Genomic DNA, 16,081 nt, shown 5'->3' with positions numbered 1-16,081 from the left:
TATGAAAAACTGGATTTTTATAATAGGCATAGCTGGGTGCTTTGCTATACAGTCATGTAAGGAAGAATTTTTAGATAAAAAACCTTCTTCAGATATTATCACCCCGACTACATTGGCGGAATTACGTGGCCTTCTGGAAAATGAAGGGCCAATAAATAAGACCGCTGGCTTGCCACAGATTTCTGCGGACGAATATAACGTTGTTAGTACCGAAAGTTACTTGGCTTTGCCAACAGCTATCGAACGAAATGCATATATATGGACAAAAGATTTATATGAAGATGAACAGGTTCTGGATTGGGAAGTCCCCTTTAAATCTATATTTATAGCAAACAGTGTCTTAGATGTATTGAGATCTAAAAATTTCACAGACAAAACAGAAAGCGATCGGGTCAAAGGTTGGGCATTATTTGTACGGGCCTGGGCATATTTTGACTTAGCCCGAAATTTTTGTAAAACTTATAATCCTGAGACTGCCCCTACCGATCTGGGATTACCCATTCGACTTAGTGCAGGTATAGATGTTATCAACCAGAGATCTTCCTTACAGCTTACTATGGATCAGGTGTTATCCGACCTAAGTGCCTCGTCCCAGCTTTTAGCGCCAAACATCCAAATTCTGAACAAAAACCGGCCTTCCAAGGCGGCAGCATTTGCCCTTAAAGCTAGAATTTATTTGTACATGGGAAATTACCAAGCCGCTAACAGGTATTGCGATAGTACCCTGATAATAAATAATAAACTAATAGATTACAATTCCGTTAGCAAAACAGCAAGCTTTCCATTTAGCGCGAATGCGGAAGAGGTTATTTATTTCGCGACCCATATCGTCGCATATTCATCAAATATCACCTCCCGGACCTCAACTTCCTATGAAGTGAAACCGGAATTATACCAATTATTTCATGAAAATGATCTCCGGAAACAATTATTTTTTAAACCAAATGCGCTGGGCAAGATCACCATGAAGCCCGGCTATATTAGTATAGGAGGATATCCATTCACAGGTTTGGCCACAGATGAAATCTATCTCATCAAGGCTGAATGCCTCGCGCGCAATGGTTCTGGCACTGAAGCCCTCAATTTCTTAAATGCATTGTTACTGAAAAGGTACGCCAATAGTGCAAGATTTGAACCCATCTCGTCAGGTGATCCCGCGACCATTCTCTCGCTCGTGATTCAAGAACGTAGAAAGCAATTGATATGGCGCAGTGTAAGATGGTCGGATCTTAAGCGGTATAATCGTGATGGCGCAAATATTATTTTGTCAAGAACCATCAACAATTCAACCTATACCTTGCCTGCTAATGATCCACGATATGTGTTTCCAATACCTAATCAAGAAATTAGATTTAGTAACATCGAACAAAATCCGAGATAAACGATGAAAAATTTAACTATCCTGGCTTTACTCGTAACGTACAGCCTGGTCGCCAAAAGTAAGAATTTTAAAAACAGCGATCCTGATACTGGCCCACGATATTACATTGACATCATAGGCACAATTGGGGATCAAGCGGTTTCTCCATTCACCGAAATCCAGATCTCTGCCCATAGTATTTATTCTTCTATAAATCTATTGACCGGAAAAAAAGAGGGCAGTGTCAAAATTGATCAAAGAAATTTTAGGATACGTCAAGAAATACCTTCAGAAATTAGTTATATCACCTTTGAATATTCTATTCAAGGACGATCATATGGGCCGGTCTATCTGCCCACGAACTTTTTCAAGGTCAGTTCCAGGCAAAAGATTCATTGCTCATTTTTCCGCGATTCATTAGTCTTTTCGGGACGCGACGCCGAAGTATTCAACCTGCAGACGAAGCTGTTTTTAGCTGGATCTATAAATAAAATTAATATAGGATATGACGATCCAAATTACTTGAATGAGATAAAGAAAATGGTGGACTTAAATTTTCAGGAACAATCTGCAGTATTATTGTCCCACACAGGGAAAGTAAACGAAAGCTGGAGAGACTATTTCTTTAACTATTGCCTGGGAACTAAAAAGAATCGTATGATTAGTGCAGTTCTTAGTGGTATCAAGTCTAATAACTATTCGATAGCAAAAGAGTTTTACCAATATCTTATACATGATGATCAGCATGAATATCCCGAAGAACTACATACTTCTGCCTTATTAATGGACTACCTCTATAAAATGGAGAAATTTAAATTTGAGTATTTAAAGACAACTATAAATACGATCAATAAAAACGGGGCCGCAGACTTTTTCAGGATGATAAGAAGAAAATACAACGGAAAGATCAGAGCGCACATTACCGTTCTAGCCCTTGTCGACCTACCTAAAACTTACGTGGATACGTACGATGAGGCACATAAAGCCCCTATGGTCAAGAAAGAATCACCTTATTTTTCGATTTTAAGTAACTTGCTCCAGAACAACTCTCCCAAAAAATTAGCTTATCAATTTGAATTAACCGATTCGTCAGGTCGTGAATTTAAGATGAGGGATTTTCAAGGGAAAGTTGTAGTGCTAGATTTCTGGTTTGTGGGTTGTATTCCCTGCAAACTACTCTCAAAAGAAATGGGTCCTATCATTGATAGCTTTAAAAAAAGAAACGTCGCCTTTATCACGATCAATGTAGATCAGAATAAAATATCCTGGATTAAAGCCTTAAAAAGCCTGGAATATTCTCATGTCGGAAGTGTAGATTTGAACACTGGCGACCTCGGAGTCAGGCATCCAATCATCGCTCACTATAATGTAACGACTTATCCAAGGCTAATTGTCGTAGATAAGATGGGGAACCTTATTTCTGCTGAACCTACCAGGCCAATATCGTCAAACCCTGAAAGTGCCACAGCACTGATCAAGTTGATACAAGCCAACTTATAATGTATGAAGTAAGTACCCTGCTTAGTTGCAGGGTACTTAACGATTTACTCAAAGTAATGAGAATTCGTCTCTGGTGAATCCCCGTAAGTTGGAGAAGCATCACCGGTGGCTTGATCGATAAATGCAGGTGGCGTAGGTGTCGAGTAATCATACACCACAACACATTTCCGTCCACCTAACTCACAGGATAAGGTGCTCGGCTCTCCAGAGATTAATTCATAACGCATGGTTGTTATGTTATACCCATAGTTCGCAGTTGTGAATTTCGCATCTGCTGAAGCAGGCTGAACATTTGTGAACGCACTGAATCCTAATGCTAACGCACCTGCTACCAAGCCGAAAGCTAAATTTTTAAAGTTTTTCATTTTGTTAAAGTTTAAAAGTTTAAAATAGAGCTGTATTTTTCGCAGGATACAGCATTAACCTGATCTACGCGCATAAATATCATGTGTCCATTGACTTTCTCCGGTAAAGAAGTATCCCCAAACCGGCAATCAGGATAAGAAGAATGTTAAACCAAATATGTTGTACCCAAGTAAGCTTGCTAATGGCTCCACCACAATGACAAGGAAGATGCTCAGCTGTCATCTTCATATAAATCAGATAAGCGGTAAAGGCAATCATTATTATCCCCGAGGCTAATAAGCCTTTAAATTGTGTTCTTGGAAAAAGGAGTAATAATGAGATGATGATCTCTAAAACCGGAATAGTCCAAGCAAACAACGCAGGTGCAACATTCATAAATTCTAATTTCCCCATGAACCCAATAAATTCATGGATTTTAAATAGCTTATCGGAAGCGGTATAAATAAATAGCAGTATGAAAAGCGCACAAATGATATCAACAACTATCACATTTCTCTCGAAGGTTGAAGGTGATTTGACATGTTTTAATTTAACGAAATTCATAGCCACGGGGTTGAGAGGTTATAAACTGGACTCTGGCAAAAAACAGGCAGTGGTAGTGACCACTACCCGCCTTAAAATAAAAACAATGAAAAAAGTTTCTTGAGATCGGTTTTTAGTGATTTTCATAATAGGGTTATTTGATTAACCTAAAGTTCTGGATAGAAACACAATTTAAATCAGACGCGGGTCGGATAAAAATCAGACGACGGTCGGATTTATCTTCTACCTACCGGAAAACTTTTTCCGCAACTTCCCAAGGGTATCAGGAGCCATGCCCATGTATTCGGCAACATGCTTTAACATTGCCCGGGCGAACAAATGCTGCAGTGCCATTTCATGTTTCAAATATCTGGCCTCTGTAGTTAAATAAGATTTTTCGAGAACATGGTGATATTTAATTCGGCTATAACTACTCCGAATTTTCTCGGTCAAATAATCTACCTCGGAAAAATTGGACCGTAGACCCACCCAATCCCGGTAACTGATACATACCAGCCGACAATCCTCGACGATCTCAATTGCCGATTCCGAGGGTTCTTGGCTAAATAAGCCAGGGTCTGTATAAACACAGGAATTTGGGAACCAGAACCAGTTCGTATGTTCAGTAAGAGATTCGGAATCAACATATATTTCTCTAATTAAACCTTCTATTAAAAACCAGACCCAACGTTGGGTCTGCATTGCATTTAATATCCTTTTTCCGTGTACATATTCTACTTCGTAAAGGACAGCTTTCAATGCAGTTTTGAATGCTAAAGTTAATGGATAATAGCGTTCCATAACGTCTATTAACCTTTGAAATGCCTGATTGGATATTGGTGTCATCATTAAAAAATTCAGCGCAGAAAACTAAATGGCAACTCCTAAGCGCTGCCTTAATTCTATTTTCTTGTTTACTTTGGTTTTAAAAAATATTCTCCGGACATGTGCGTCCACCGTTTTTTCTGAAATGTATAAGGATGCCGCAATTTGTTTGTATGTCATGCCGGCACAAAGGGGAGCCGCAATTTCCTGCTCCCTTCTACTCAAGCCAAAAGCGAGACAGGAAGTCTCAAAATCCTGTATATCTTGCTTATTTCTAGCTACCAAAGCTAACAGACGCTCCCGCTCAAGCCTTTCAAATCTAACCGACCGCAGCATGAATAATATGGTAATCACGATAAGGCCTAGGTTTGTAGCGAGGACTTCTAGCCATTGGGAAACCTGAAAATACGAAAAGACAGACATACAGACCCAGGGCGCGACCGCTAAGTAGACCGCATTCATTTCCAAACTGGATTCGTAAATGCCATTTCGATTCAAGTCAATGGACTTCAATTGTATCGCTTTTCGCATGGCCCAAAGCAAATAAAGTGAGTAAATAAATGGCACTACCATCCCATAGCGCACAGCGGTCTCCAAATCGCCTGTCCAGGCGTAAAAGATCCAAAAGCAAAGTATATATGGCAGCAGTAAAAACAGCGGCACGCCATATACCGCGTGAAAACGCAATCCCTTTAAATCAAATGCCTTGTAAAAATAGAACGGGAAATAAGAAGCCATAATGAAGCCGCTACCATACGCAATTATGTTTTGTAGCCGAATTGAAATCCAACTATACTGTTCATCCGGGAATAATCCACCAGTTAAATTGTAAATGATCAGCAATCCCAATAGAATTAGATACCAAAATCGAGATTTGTCCTTCGGCCAGGCGAAATAGTACCATAGCTGAAAAAAGAAGAAAACAAGCTCCATTAATAAAAACACAAAAGTCAAAAGATGCATTTCAGAACCGAGTACAAACATAGGGAAAGATTTTAAGCGTCTAAGGGGTGATTAACCCGTAACCAATCCAAATAAATTATGATATTCTTTTCAGAAAGAAAAGTGAGTAGCCGAGGTTGAGCTCATGATAGATTTTAAATCCAAAGTTCCGGTACCAGGGTAGATTTATAACTGTTGAGGTTTCCAGGTGAAAAGGGAGGTTGAGCGATTCTGACTCTTCAATTAGCTGTCTCAAGAGAGCAGTACCTTTCCCCTCCCCCTTCACAGCTGGATCAACCGCAATAAACCACAGGTAGTAGAATTCGGATTTGGGATGCTGCTTAGCAATTTGTCTTTCCCTTTCCATCACTTTCCAAAAGCTAAAAAGACCTGTCACTTGGATAATTAACAATACATCAAGCCAAAGGCTAGCTAGCGAAAATCTTTTAGTATGAGGCAATAGCACTAAGGAGCAAGCATCTTTACCAGGGCTAAGAATGACCCTACCAGACCGGGTACAATTTTCTAGCGCGTACATCATCAAGCGACGTATGCGGGTTTCTCTGTGCGCATCCTGTTTAACGATGTAGTTTATACTCAGGTTATCACCAAATGCCTTTGATAGAATTTCGATGATCCTTTCTTTATCCTGTTCACTTAGTGCCATAAATCTAAATTAATAATATTCCATGTAACTAATTATTCCAATTGGCAGGCCTATTTGATGCCCTGTTCTTTATTTACCTGATAGTAATCAGATGCGTGAAGGTTTTAGTGGCTAAAGTAGTAGTTGGATCCTCTTCAATTGGGCCATCTGTATTACTATTTTGAATCTCGAAGATCATTTCTGGTTCTGCGAGGAGCAGATCATTGTGGGTGGGGTTCTGTTTCTTGTTTTTCATGACTTTTTTTTGAAAAATTAGAGCAAAGCCACGAAATCGTAAATTTTCTTATATAAACCTGCCAGTATATTATATAAAGACTTAAATTGTCGATATCAATCCCTTATTATGAAATTAACGCCATCTATGAGAACCATAGGAGGGCATATTCTATTTATTGCCGCCTATTATAGCTATGAAGCAGGTATGCTTTATAGCTATACCAATCACATCATTAACTTCTGGGACGGTTTTTGGCACCTACTGATAAACCTGGGCTTATTCTATCTCAACGCATTGGTCGTTCTTCGATCTGCCAGTAAATTTCCTTCAAATGTCCAGCGACTCCTAGCAGGAGTAGTTTTAATCTCAATTGAATTCTTTAGTTTTCTCCTCATCAAATATGTACTGGTACAACTGTTTGCAGCATACCAGGTTGCTACTACCAATCCCTATGAAACTTATCCCTTGTTCTTGAAAGACACCATTTGGCGGTTTATCCATGTTACCGGATTAAGTTTCGGTTACTGGTATGCATTAAACGCGAGCCAAAGGCAGCAAGAGGTACTGCTATTGGAACAACAAAGGTTAAGAGACCTTGCACAGCAGGAGATTACAAAACGTGAATTTGTGACTGTGGAAAATGCTTTCCTGAAATCTCAGATCAATTCACATTTTCTCTTCAACACGTTGAATTTCATTTATAGCAGTGTTCAGAGTTTAAGCAAGGAAGCTGCCCGAACAATAATTGGTCTATCGGACATTCTGCGCTACAGCCTGAGCACACCGGCCGACGGGAAAGTGATGCTTTCTGAGGAGCTGCAACATATCAACGCTATTTTTGATGTTAGTCGTTTGAAAAACCCAAAGCACTTTCATCTGAATTTCTCTGTTAGTGGTGATCCGGATCAACTCCAGATTATACCCCTGGCGCTTATAACATTAGCGGAAAACGTATTGAAATATGCGGATCTAAAAGACATACAGTCTCCGGCCGAATTTAGCTGCATCATTAAGGATAGTACATTGACCGTTTCAATCAACAACAAAAAAAGAAAAAACATATCACCATTCAGTTATGGTATAGGTTTGAAAAACACTACGCAACGTCTGGTCACTGCATATGGAAATCAGTTTCAACTAAAAATCGATAATTCAGAAAATCAATATCAGTTAAAATTAACGCTCCATTTATCATGAAGATTTATAAAGCTATTGTCGTAGACGACGAAACCCATGCCTTAGATACACTTAGCGAATACATTAATAAAAGTCCAAACCTAGCCCTTAGTGGCTGTTACGAAAACCCCCTAGATGCGCTCAATATTATGACCGGATCAAATGCACCGGATGTAGCATTCTTGGATATTGATATGCCAGAATTGTCGGGGCTTTCATTAGCTGAAATGGCAAACAGTGGAATTCAAGTTATCTTTGTATCCGCACATGAAAAATATGCGTTAGAAGCTTTCAATTTACATCCCGCGGGATATTTACTCAAGCCATTTTCTTTTGAAACCTTTCTAAAAACAGCGACGCATGTCTGCAGACTCTTGTCCAATACACCCCACCTTCCTGTCAATAAACCGATATTCCTCAAAGCGAGCGTAAAAGGGACATACATTCAAGTTATGAGCCAGGAGATAAAATATGTTGAAGCCATGCTCAACTACGTGAAGATCTATACCACATCTAGTGAAAGTCCTAAAATCATATATCATTCGATGAAGAGTGTTGAACGAAAACTCGGCGGTACAAACGTGATTCGTGTAAGTAGATCATTTATAATTAACACCGTTTTCATAAAGCTAGTTGAAGGGAATAGGGTAATCCTAAAGGATGGAACCGATGTTTCCATCGGCCAAAGCTATAAGGATAACTTCTTCAGCTATCTGGATTCTAATACGCTCAATAACTAAGCATAAAAGTTGCCTGCCTAACAAGTTCGAAGCCTGGCTACTTGACCTTTGTAGAGCTTCAGTAGGAAATGATACAAATTATTTTCAAGATTGGGATTTGCTTCGAAATTAAGCCGGTTAACATGCATGTGAATCAAGTCAGCAGCTAACTGCGTATAGCTTCCTGCGCTGATGGTCTTCCTGCAAATGGAAATCTTTATGCATTTTGATGAGAAATCCTCCAATTTAGTCCTTAATGATTCCGTCAAATATTGTTCTTGATTTTCCATAACTGAGACAATTCTTCCCCGTTGTTCACGATAATAGCGATCAAGCGCTAGTCTTTCCATCTTAGTCCTGACAATACAATTGTTCATGTTTTGTAGAAACTTTAGTCCCTCTTCGAAACTGCGAAATAGTCCAGTCAAAAGCAAAGAAATGGACAATAAACCGAAGGAAATCTGATTAATTGCGGGCCGAATCGTATTAAATGCAGAAATTAGATCGCTGCTGCTTTCAAAAAGCGCTTCTACGTTGTCCATTCCGGCCATGGCATACCGATTCAATTCTGGTTTATACGTTGCTAGCTGGTAGTCCGTCACTAGTCCTTGTTTCATGAACCGTTTGATTATTCTTGAAACCCAGCCGGCAAAATCTACGAATGAGTTTTTATTTACCTTAATTCGTAAGCGAAGGTGATTTCCAGGATCACGGTAACGCACAAAAAACCAACAGGTAATACTGCCATGTCTTCTATGTTTCCTAAGCTTCCTTTGCAGACTAGGGTCATTCAAGAAAGCGTTTAGTGTTTCTTCATGTCCATAGATTTTGAAATAGAGCCATTCCCCCGGAGGCAAATGAATTAGGTTGTCTTTTCTAATCCGACGACATGAAAAGCCAGTACTATTTTTGTAAACCGTTTCATTATTTAACAGCAGCGCGACAAATTGGGCCAGATGGCATTCACCAACTGAATTTCGTATTGCATATTCTTTGTCAGGGAAATAAAATTCCTGCAGGACAACTCTTACCTGGGACCTGCAATAATTAAGGAAGAATATTAGGGAATGATCATTATCTAAATCATAAACCAATTGCCGATCATGCGTAGTAATTGCAAAGAATCGAGGAACGTTTTCAACTTGCGCTTTTGCTCTAAAGCTTCTCAACCCCGCGCTACCGGTTTTTAACATTTCCAATTCTGATTTTGTCAGTATCCATTTAGCAGGAGAAAGTATCACGTTCTTGTAACTAATACGAGGATAATGGCTTAGACCCGGCAGATAATTTTCCGGATCGAGAGAGAAATGGCAGTCCAGGTCCTGAAACTGAAGGTCAGCCAGGAACTGGAAGATGGGTAAATTGCTGAGCCTATAATTATAAGCACTTGCTAGTCTAGGAATAACTTCCTTTTTTAATCGCTTTGAGCGTAAAACGACTCTTCCTGAGACGACTTTAACGAGCAAATCATCCAGAGAAATTACTTTTTCTTCGGAAAGATTAGAATTGACCAAGACGGGAATTTCATATTCTCTAATGTGCTGGCGACTGTTGATGTGGTCAGTTACAGCATTATCGAGCGCAGAAATCTCAGCAAAAATAACATCCGGATTGTTTAATTGCTCAAATTCCGAGACCTTCTTAAGTTCATCCAAAACATACTGTTGGTGGGAGAATCGTCCAACTAAATTAATCGCACTGGAACCCCCTGCATGTTCGATGTACAATTCCTTACCAGCAAATCGGAACATGACGGACAATGAAGGAGGACAGTTCAAGTTTTTCGAGCGGTCTGGTAAATTAGCTATCTCCGCGTCCGTTATATGAACTATCGCCGATTGTTCTTTTGCTGCATGAGTAATTTTCCTAAGTAGTAAAGCACTTACCGCCGACCAACGTACAGCAGAAAGCGGATCCTCTTTCTGCTTACCTAAATCCTTTAGCCATTCACCAGTAGAGCTAGATTTTTCAGTACCCAGATAACTAACCCCAACCTGAGGATCGATTGCTCTCATCAGCTCTATTTCCTGAGATTCGAATTTTGCCGAGAACTTCTCTGCAAATGCTGCCAATTCCGATGAATGATACTCGGGACTGAGCTTTTGTAATGCTGATAGACCATCAAGGATATGCTTTTGTAGTCCATAGGATAAACTACCTTGTTGATCGTGATACGTAATGGAGTATATCGAATCATTCTTGACCTTAGTATCGTGTAGCTTGTGATAATGTAGTCCAGTAGGACTGGGCATGCAAGAATGGTACAGCAGTTGTTTTTGAAAAAAGGAGTTCAATACTGCAGTCCCATTCTCTTGCTTCAAATCGTTAGCTAAAAAATCAATCACCTCATTTTTTAACTTAGGTAGCTTGATGTACTTGAGCAATTTAGATAGCGCAACCGATTTTCTCATTTTCATCATCTTAAAAATCGAGGGCTTACCATCCGTCTGTACTTGTCGAAAAAGATATCGTATCTGTCCCCCAACCTCATAAATGGAGGGATTTGCATATATGGAAACATCATCTTGGTCGAAATCTTGCAGCGCTTCTATACCGCTAAAGGCCGGAATATTGATTTTGGTTTGCTGACCTTGAAGTATGATTGAATTTGTATTTCTCGACCATTCCGATAAAGCAACTGAAGCAAAAGCACCGAATGGTGTTGGCCGATAGCACATCCGATTGTAATAATTAAAAGTGCTGGTTAATAATTCATCGCCCATCGATTGATACTCGAAACCGCACTTCTTCAACGCATCAAATAACACAGGACTGGCTTCTGATAAAGCGTACTGGAAATTCACATTCAACAATATATTCCTAAGACCATTAGGGTTGAATGTCGTGAAAGGCATAGCTGGAGTTCTGACCACCATCTTGGGTGAAAATGAAAATTTTCTAGCATCCATAGTGCTAAAGTGCCCCAAAAAAGACTTAAATCAAAAACACAAAACCTTATTAAACAGTATTTTAACAATGATACATCCTCACGATAGAAGACTTTATCCCTACAAACGGGTGATTGCTAACCTAATATTTCAAATTCGTATAATTTCTGAAATTAATGTTCAAATCTAGTCAAATGGCATTTTTTCAACCTTATATTTCTGCTAAATCCAAAGTTAAATTCACATATACTGCTCCATCAAAAACGAGATTAATCGGGCTTGGTCAAACCATTAGCTTTGGTATACGCTTTTCTCCGTGTTTTTATCTTTCTAGTTTGGCTTACTGGATTAGCCAGGTTGTCCCTTAAACTGCTGCTCGTGGCGTTCTTACTAAGCTCATGTTTCTTGCGGATCTTTTCCAGTTCTGCATTCAAAAGGGACGCCACATCATTCTTAATTTTTTGATAGTTCTCCGCGATATCCTCCTGGCTCACCTGCCTAACTTTAGGTATCGGTTTATATTGGTCAGTTTGCTTTTTTATTGCGATATGATCATTCTGTATTTCTGCATGAAACATCTTGAGGCTTATCTTTTCGTCAGGGCTATCAGCTACTAATCCCACAAACTCGCCTGAAGATAGCGTTGCTATTTTAGACGCAGGAATTGCATTGTCCATTTGCGTCGACTTAGAAATTGAAACGTCATTGCTATTGATGCTCATGCTTTGCCTGTCCTGCATAATTTTACCGAAAGTTTCCGAAAGCTTCTTTGCTCCTTCACCAGTCACCTGACCGCTGATTATATTACCTGATATTCCAGAAATAATATCAGCCTGTTCAGCCCCATATTCTTTCTTCAATTGATCAACAGATTGTATGCCCAATGTGACTGCAACTAAATTACTTCTGGCAGTAGTAATCGTCGGCACAATATCAGCAACCAAGGTGGGATACTCATCAAAAATTAGACTGCACTTCAATTTATCTTTTTGATTCACAAGCTTTAGCAGTCTATTCACATACAGCGAAAGAACTGCTCCATAAATTTGCGTTTTTTGCGGGTTGTTACCCATGCAAACGATCTTAGGTTCACTAGGATTGTTAATATCCAAAGTAAAATCATTTCTGGATAGCACATAGTACAGCTTTGGTGAAGACAATCGGCCCAGACCAATCTTCGCACTTGCAATTTGACCTTCCAACTGAGCTTGAGCATTGTTTCTGAGGGCCGAGATGAAGGGATTAATTAGTACCTGAATTTCAGGCTCTTCCTGTAGCACAGCAAACAAAGGGTCATAATCTGCTTGCATCAATTCTATGGTATGAGGCAGCGTGCAATATTTACCATGCTCGTATTTTCTTAAATACCAAATTACAGCGGTAAGGAAATTAATAGGACTCTCCACAAAGAAATCACCCGTCTTCTTCAACCAATCCTTGTTCAGCCCCATCATAATGGTACGGCTGGACTCTGCGGCATCTGTGATGTCCTCCATTGTTTCTGGGGTTAGTGGGTTACAACAATGCTGGATATCATCGAAATTGATCGCATAAAACTTAGGTTTGATCTGGTAATTGTTTTTGTACTTAAGTAGCGAATTGTAAGCAATGCTGCTTAGGTCATCGTACTTGAAGTCATATAAAAACATGGAAAAGCCTTTCTTTATGTGTTGATCTATCACATGTCTGATTACGAAATAAGTCTTACCCGCTCCCGCTGATCCCGACACTAAGGTCGATCGAAATGGGTTGACTATGTTAATCCAACTATTCCTCACCTTTCCTTTCAGCTTGTACTTCGCAGGTAAATTGACCGAATATTCGTTTTCCAACAGTCGTTCTTCCTGCGGGAAAGTCTCGTTATCCGAATTGAACACATCCTTATTGAGGTTATTCTTAATCAGGCGGCTAAGATAATTGCCACCCACTAGTATGAGTAAATAACCGGTAGAGGACAGGCCTATATACAAGCCCGCTTTGAGCGAAATACCGATAGACAGGTATAGCGCCAAAGAACTGGTCATATAAACCACTGAACCACTAAGCAAGTAGGCAACTATGCTTTTTGCGCTAAGGTACTCCTCCTTTTTGCCTTTCGAGCCTACTAATGATATGCATAATGCCAACAACGCCGCCAATTTTGGCTTGACTATTCCATTGAATAAATCTGTCTTTACGATATTTGCTACCAACTGATCGACAAGCCCTGTCGTCCATCCCCATACTTGGAATGCCTGGTAGCAGGCTAAATAAAAATGTATGGCTAAAATGAAGATGCTGATCAATCGTGTGAAGTCGATGATCTTTCGCAAACCTTGTACGTCCTCTCCTGTATTCATATACTATCCTTTATAGGTTAATTTGATGTTCTTGCTGGCGACGCTTTTTACGGCGCTTTCTTCTGCCTGGCACTGGTGGCTGGTTGTCGTCCACTTTACCAAAAAGTAGATCTAAATAATTTGTAGCCGATGGAGGCTGTAAGTAATCTATCGATTTCTCTTCTCCACGAGTCAAATGAGACGATGATAATTCCCCTATGTTTGACTGTATTCCAGGCAAATACCCTATAGACTCTTTAACTGAAAAATGGTCGAGCAAAGCTTTAGCACTATATATTTTACCCAATTCACTCCCGTTAAATATTGAACGACTAGCATGATCAATATAGGTGAGCCCGTATACCTGTCCACCTTTACCTTTCCGGTATAAAATTTCAATTTTTTGATCAGAAAGTCTGGATTCAAATTCATTTAAAGATGAAGTAGATTTTAAAACTTCATCGATCCTTTGCTTCAAGGAACTGGCCAAGATCTTACGCCTAACCTTATTCTTGGCAAAACGCTTTTCCAAGCTTAACAGAGTATGTCTACCGGCAATTTTGCTTGCTTTAAGCGGGACGCCTAATTTGTTCCCTTCCTGATCAATGACCCGATAAAGCAGCCCATTTTTACTGAACATACCCGATCGTTCGTGACCTCGATCAGCATAAATATTGAATCTACCCAGAATGGCATTAAGCTCCGCTAGAGTGGAGTAGTTATATTTCTGAACTACTGCATTGACAATTTGAGTGATTGACTTCTTCGTTTCATCCCGACCGTACTCTATTTTCTTTAAATCGCTTAATGGAGAAGCCATTAGTTCCTCATCTCTCCCACGTCCCTCTGCTTTTACGAGTCCATATTTCAATTCAATTGCTTGCCGAGCTTTTTCCGATGCATCCCGTCCAAGATTGTGCAAACTGATTCGGGAACCATCGGCTTTAATATTGGTGCTAACGATGTGCAAGTGAGGATGTGCTGCATCTTTATGTCTGTAAACTAAATAAGGTTGCGCAGCGAAACCTATCCGCTCCATATAATCCCTGGCAATCTCTTGCATTTTATTCGATGAAATTTGTTCGTTTGTCTCGAAATTGAGGGAAATGTGAACACAGTTTGTTTTTACGCGCTCATTGAGCTCAGCCCTATGTTTCAATACAAACCATTTATCTAATGCATTCAAACTTCCAGAATCCTTCAAGTAGTTCTCTGCCATTAAGAAGGTAGCCCTACCCTGTTCCATCTTACGTTCGTTATAATTTATTGCACCTCTGATGCTTCTACCGCTGATGATTCTTGTAACCATTGGTCTGCGAATTGATTCAACCTGTCTTTAATATGAGTGATCTTCCCATCCACTTGAACTTTCAGAATCCTGAAACTTGTCATGATCAGCTTTAAATCTGGATGCTCAGGAATGCTATTTATTTTCTTTGCCTGCTGGTTGACATTGCTACCGATAGCACTAAGTTCATTTCTGAGAAATATCAATTCTTCAATAAACTGATCCATAGATTGGCTCCGTGTAATCACAGTTACAGGTTTACTGAGCAGCACGTTTCTGATGTAACTGCTCATGTCTCTGCTCGTTGTGGCATTACACCGCTTACGTAATTTTTCGAGTTCCTTGGGCGTAAGTCTGATGTGCATCCATTGGGTGCGCTTTTCAGATTTATTAGGTAGATCTTTTTCTTTCATAATCAAATTGACGTGCAATTTCCATGTGCTTGATAGTTGTCAGAAAAACCGAGTTCCGACTGTTTTTCTAATCCTCCGCTGAGTTCCGAAGCACAGAGGTGAAAACCGTTTGTATCACAAACGTACATTTCACTCCGCCAAAGAAACAGGCGGCATACACTCCATACCAAGGAAAAATGCATGTAAATAAAATCTTAGTTAGTGAGCTTCTAAAGACTCGGATTAAGTCCTGTATTTCGTCTGGAAATACTCTGATGCTGAGGAAGACTGTCGGCAAATAGTTCTAAGTGCAAGGGAAAAAATCCGCGAAGTTTTTGTCTGATTTTTTGACGTGGTTCCGTCCTTACCTTTTTAAATTGGGGATAGTATTTACCGTTGAATTTTTGGCCAAGTGTTTCTGCTGTGTTTTCTTTCATAACCCATGTTTTTGAATGAGTCAAAGGTGGGCTGATGCAGAATGATACTTTCGGATTAAATCTCGGTAGTGGTGTTAAAACAGCAAAGTTTGGGAATTTATTGTAGTTTGACAGTCATCGCGTAGACCATTCCCGACAATGCAATCGCTTCTTCACAGTTTACACAGGGCCGGGTAATTTCGCTAAATTTCACACCCCAGCTATCTAAAATTGGTGCGTCACTTATATTCGATTTGCAGAACATACACTTAATTGTGTCAATTTCGTACCCTAAAACCAGATTGAATCCTGTAGAATGCTGCTCGATAATTGGATTGAGATATACAATAGTCTGTTGTTTACAAACGGTGCATTTAGTCGATGCACGTTCAATTGATTTAAGTAGAACTTCAGTTACTTTCTTTTGCTTCTTAATGAATCCTTCGATAGTTTTATGATTGTCCCACTTGTTACTATGATATTCT

15 protein-coding genes are annotated in these 16,081 nt (G+C 39.7%); 4 read left to right on the top strand and 11 right to left on the bottom strand.

Going from position 1 to position 16,081, the window contains the following annotated elements; all coding sequences use genetic code 11:
* Window position 1: 1 nt before the first annotated feature.
* Entirely contained in the window at window positions 2-1,381 is a 1,380-nt protein-coding gene (locus WAE59_RS08595; protein ID WP_337855543.1) for a RagB/SusD family nutrient uptake outer membrane protein, read from the top strand.
* A gap of 3 nt (window positions 1,382-1,384) precedes the next feature.
* Window positions 1,385-2,860, top strand: coding sequence for a TlpA family protein disulfide reductase (locus WAE59_RS08590; RefSeq protein WP_337855542.1), 1,476 nt, complete (start codon window positions 1,385-1,387; stop codon window positions 2,858-2,860).
* Window positions 2,861-2,904: 44 nt separating this feature from the next.
* Here WAE59_RS08590 and WAE59_RS08585 read toward each other — a convergent pair whose 3' ends face one another.
* From WAE59_RS08585 to WAE59_RS08560, 6 genes are all read right to left on the bottom strand, one after another.
* Window positions 2,905-3,225 carry a hypothetical protein gene (locus tag WAE59_RS08585; RefSeq protein WP_337855541.1) on the bottom strand — a complete coding sequence of 107 codons (321 nt, stop codon included), beginning with the start codon at window positions 3,223-3,225 and terminating at the stop codon, window positions 2,905-2,907.
* Between the two features lie 79 nt (window positions 3,226-3,304).
* Window positions 3,305-3,769 carry a MauE/DoxX family redox-associated membrane protein gene (locus WAE59_RS08580; RefSeq protein ID WP_337855540.1) on the bottom strand — a complete coding sequence of 155 codons (465 nt, stop codon included), beginning with the start codon at window positions 3,767-3,769 and terminating at the stop codon, window positions 3,305-3,307.
* A gap of 222 nt (window positions 3,770-3,991) precedes the next feature.
* Window positions 3,992-4,549: a Crp/Fnr family transcriptional regulator gene (locus WAE59_RS08575; RefSeq protein WP_337855539.1), complete on the bottom strand. Its 558-nt coding sequence runs from the start codon at window positions 4,547-4,549 to the stop codon at window positions 3,992-3,994.
* Between the two features lie 69 nt (window positions 4,550-4,618).
* Window positions 4,619-5,311, bottom strand: coding sequence for a helix-turn-helix domain-containing protein (locus tag WAE59_RS08570; RefSeq protein WP_337855538.1), 693 nt, complete (start codon window positions 5,309-5,311; stop codon window positions 4,619-4,621).
* Window positions 5,312-5,612: 301 nt separating this feature from the next.
* Window positions 5,613-6,182 carry a GNAT family N-acetyltransferase gene (locus WAE59_RS08565; protein WP_337855537.1) on the bottom strand — a complete coding sequence of 190 codons (570 nt, stop codon included), beginning with the start codon at window positions 6,180-6,182 and terminating at the stop codon, window positions 5,613-5,615.
* A 73-nt stretch (window positions 6,183-6,255) separates the two neighbouring features.
* Window positions 6,256-6,417, bottom strand: a complete 162-nt coding sequence (locus WAE59_RS08560; RefSeq protein WP_337855536.1) for a hypothetical protein — start codon at window positions 6,415-6,417, stop codon at window positions 6,256-6,258.
* A gap of 126 nt (window positions 6,418-6,543) precedes the next feature.
* Here WAE59_RS08560 and WAE59_RS08555 point away from each other — a divergent pair, with 126 nt between their 5' ends.
* Window positions 6,544-7,596 carry a sensor histidine kinase gene (locus WAE59_RS08555; RefSeq protein ID WP_337855535.1) on the top strand — a complete coding sequence of 351 codons (1,053 nt, stop codon included), beginning with the start codon at window positions 6,544-6,546 and terminating at the stop codon, window positions 7,594-7,596.
* Window positions 7,593-8,315 carry a LytR/AlgR family response regulator transcription factor gene (locus WAE59_RS08550; RefSeq protein ID WP_337855534.1) on the top strand — a complete coding sequence of 241 codons (723 nt, stop codon included), beginning with the start codon at window positions 7,593-7,595 and terminating at the stop codon, window positions 8,313-8,315. Before WAE59_RS08555 ends, WAE59_RS08550 begins: the two co-directional genes overlap by 4 nt.
* A 17-nt stretch (window positions 8,316-8,332) precedes the next feature.
* On the opposite strand, the gene WAE59_RS08545 is transcribed toward WAE59_RS08550, so the two are convergent.
* The 5 genes from WAE59_RS08545 to WAE59_RS08525 all read right to left on the bottom strand — a co-directional run bounded on the left by WAE59_RS08545 (window position 8,333) and on the right by WAE59_RS08525 (window position 15,617).
* On the bottom strand, window positions 8,333-11,203 hold the full coding sequence (locus tag WAE59_RS08545) for a lantibiotic dehydratase (protein WP_337855533.1): 2,871 nt from the start codon (window positions 11,201-11,203) through the stop codon (window positions 8,333-8,335).
* A gap of 248 nt (window positions 11,204-11,451) precedes the next feature.
* Complete coding sequence (mobC, locus tag WAE59_RS08540) at window positions 11,452-13,521, bottom strand: conjugal transfer protein MobC (RefSeq protein WP_337855532.1); 2,070 nt, start codon at window positions 13,519-13,521, stop codon at window positions 11,452-11,454.
* A 10-nt stretch (window positions 13,522-13,531) separates the two neighbouring features.
* Window positions 13,532-14,746 carry a relaxase/mobilization nuclease domain-containing protein gene (locus WAE59_RS08535; RefSeq protein ID WP_337855531.1) on the bottom strand — a complete coding sequence of 405 codons (1,215 nt, stop codon included), beginning with the start codon at window positions 14,744-14,746 and terminating at the stop codon, window positions 13,532-13,534.
* Between the two features lie 17 nt (window positions 14,747-14,763).
* Window positions 14,764-15,201, bottom strand: a complete 438-nt coding sequence (locus WAE59_RS08530; protein ID WP_337855530.1) for a plasmid mobilization protein — start codon at window positions 15,199-15,201, stop codon at window positions 14,764-14,766.
* A gap of 209 nt (window positions 15,202-15,410) precedes the next feature.
* Complete coding sequence (locus WAE59_RS08525; protein ID WP_337855529.1) at window positions 15,411-15,617, bottom strand: hypothetical protein; 207 nt, start codon at window positions 15,615-15,617, stop codon at window positions 15,411-15,413.
* Window positions 15,618-16,081: the final 464 nt, after the last annotated feature.

It is taken from the genome of Pedobacter sp. GR22-6 (assembly GCF_037402555.1).
In the GTDB taxonomy this organism is placed as follows: Bacteria; Bacteroidota; Bacteroidia; order Sphingobacteriales; family Sphingobacteriaceae; genus Pedobacter.
Note: the sequence above shows the minus strand (reverse complement) of the source record. Positions and strands in the feature narration are given on the sequence as shown.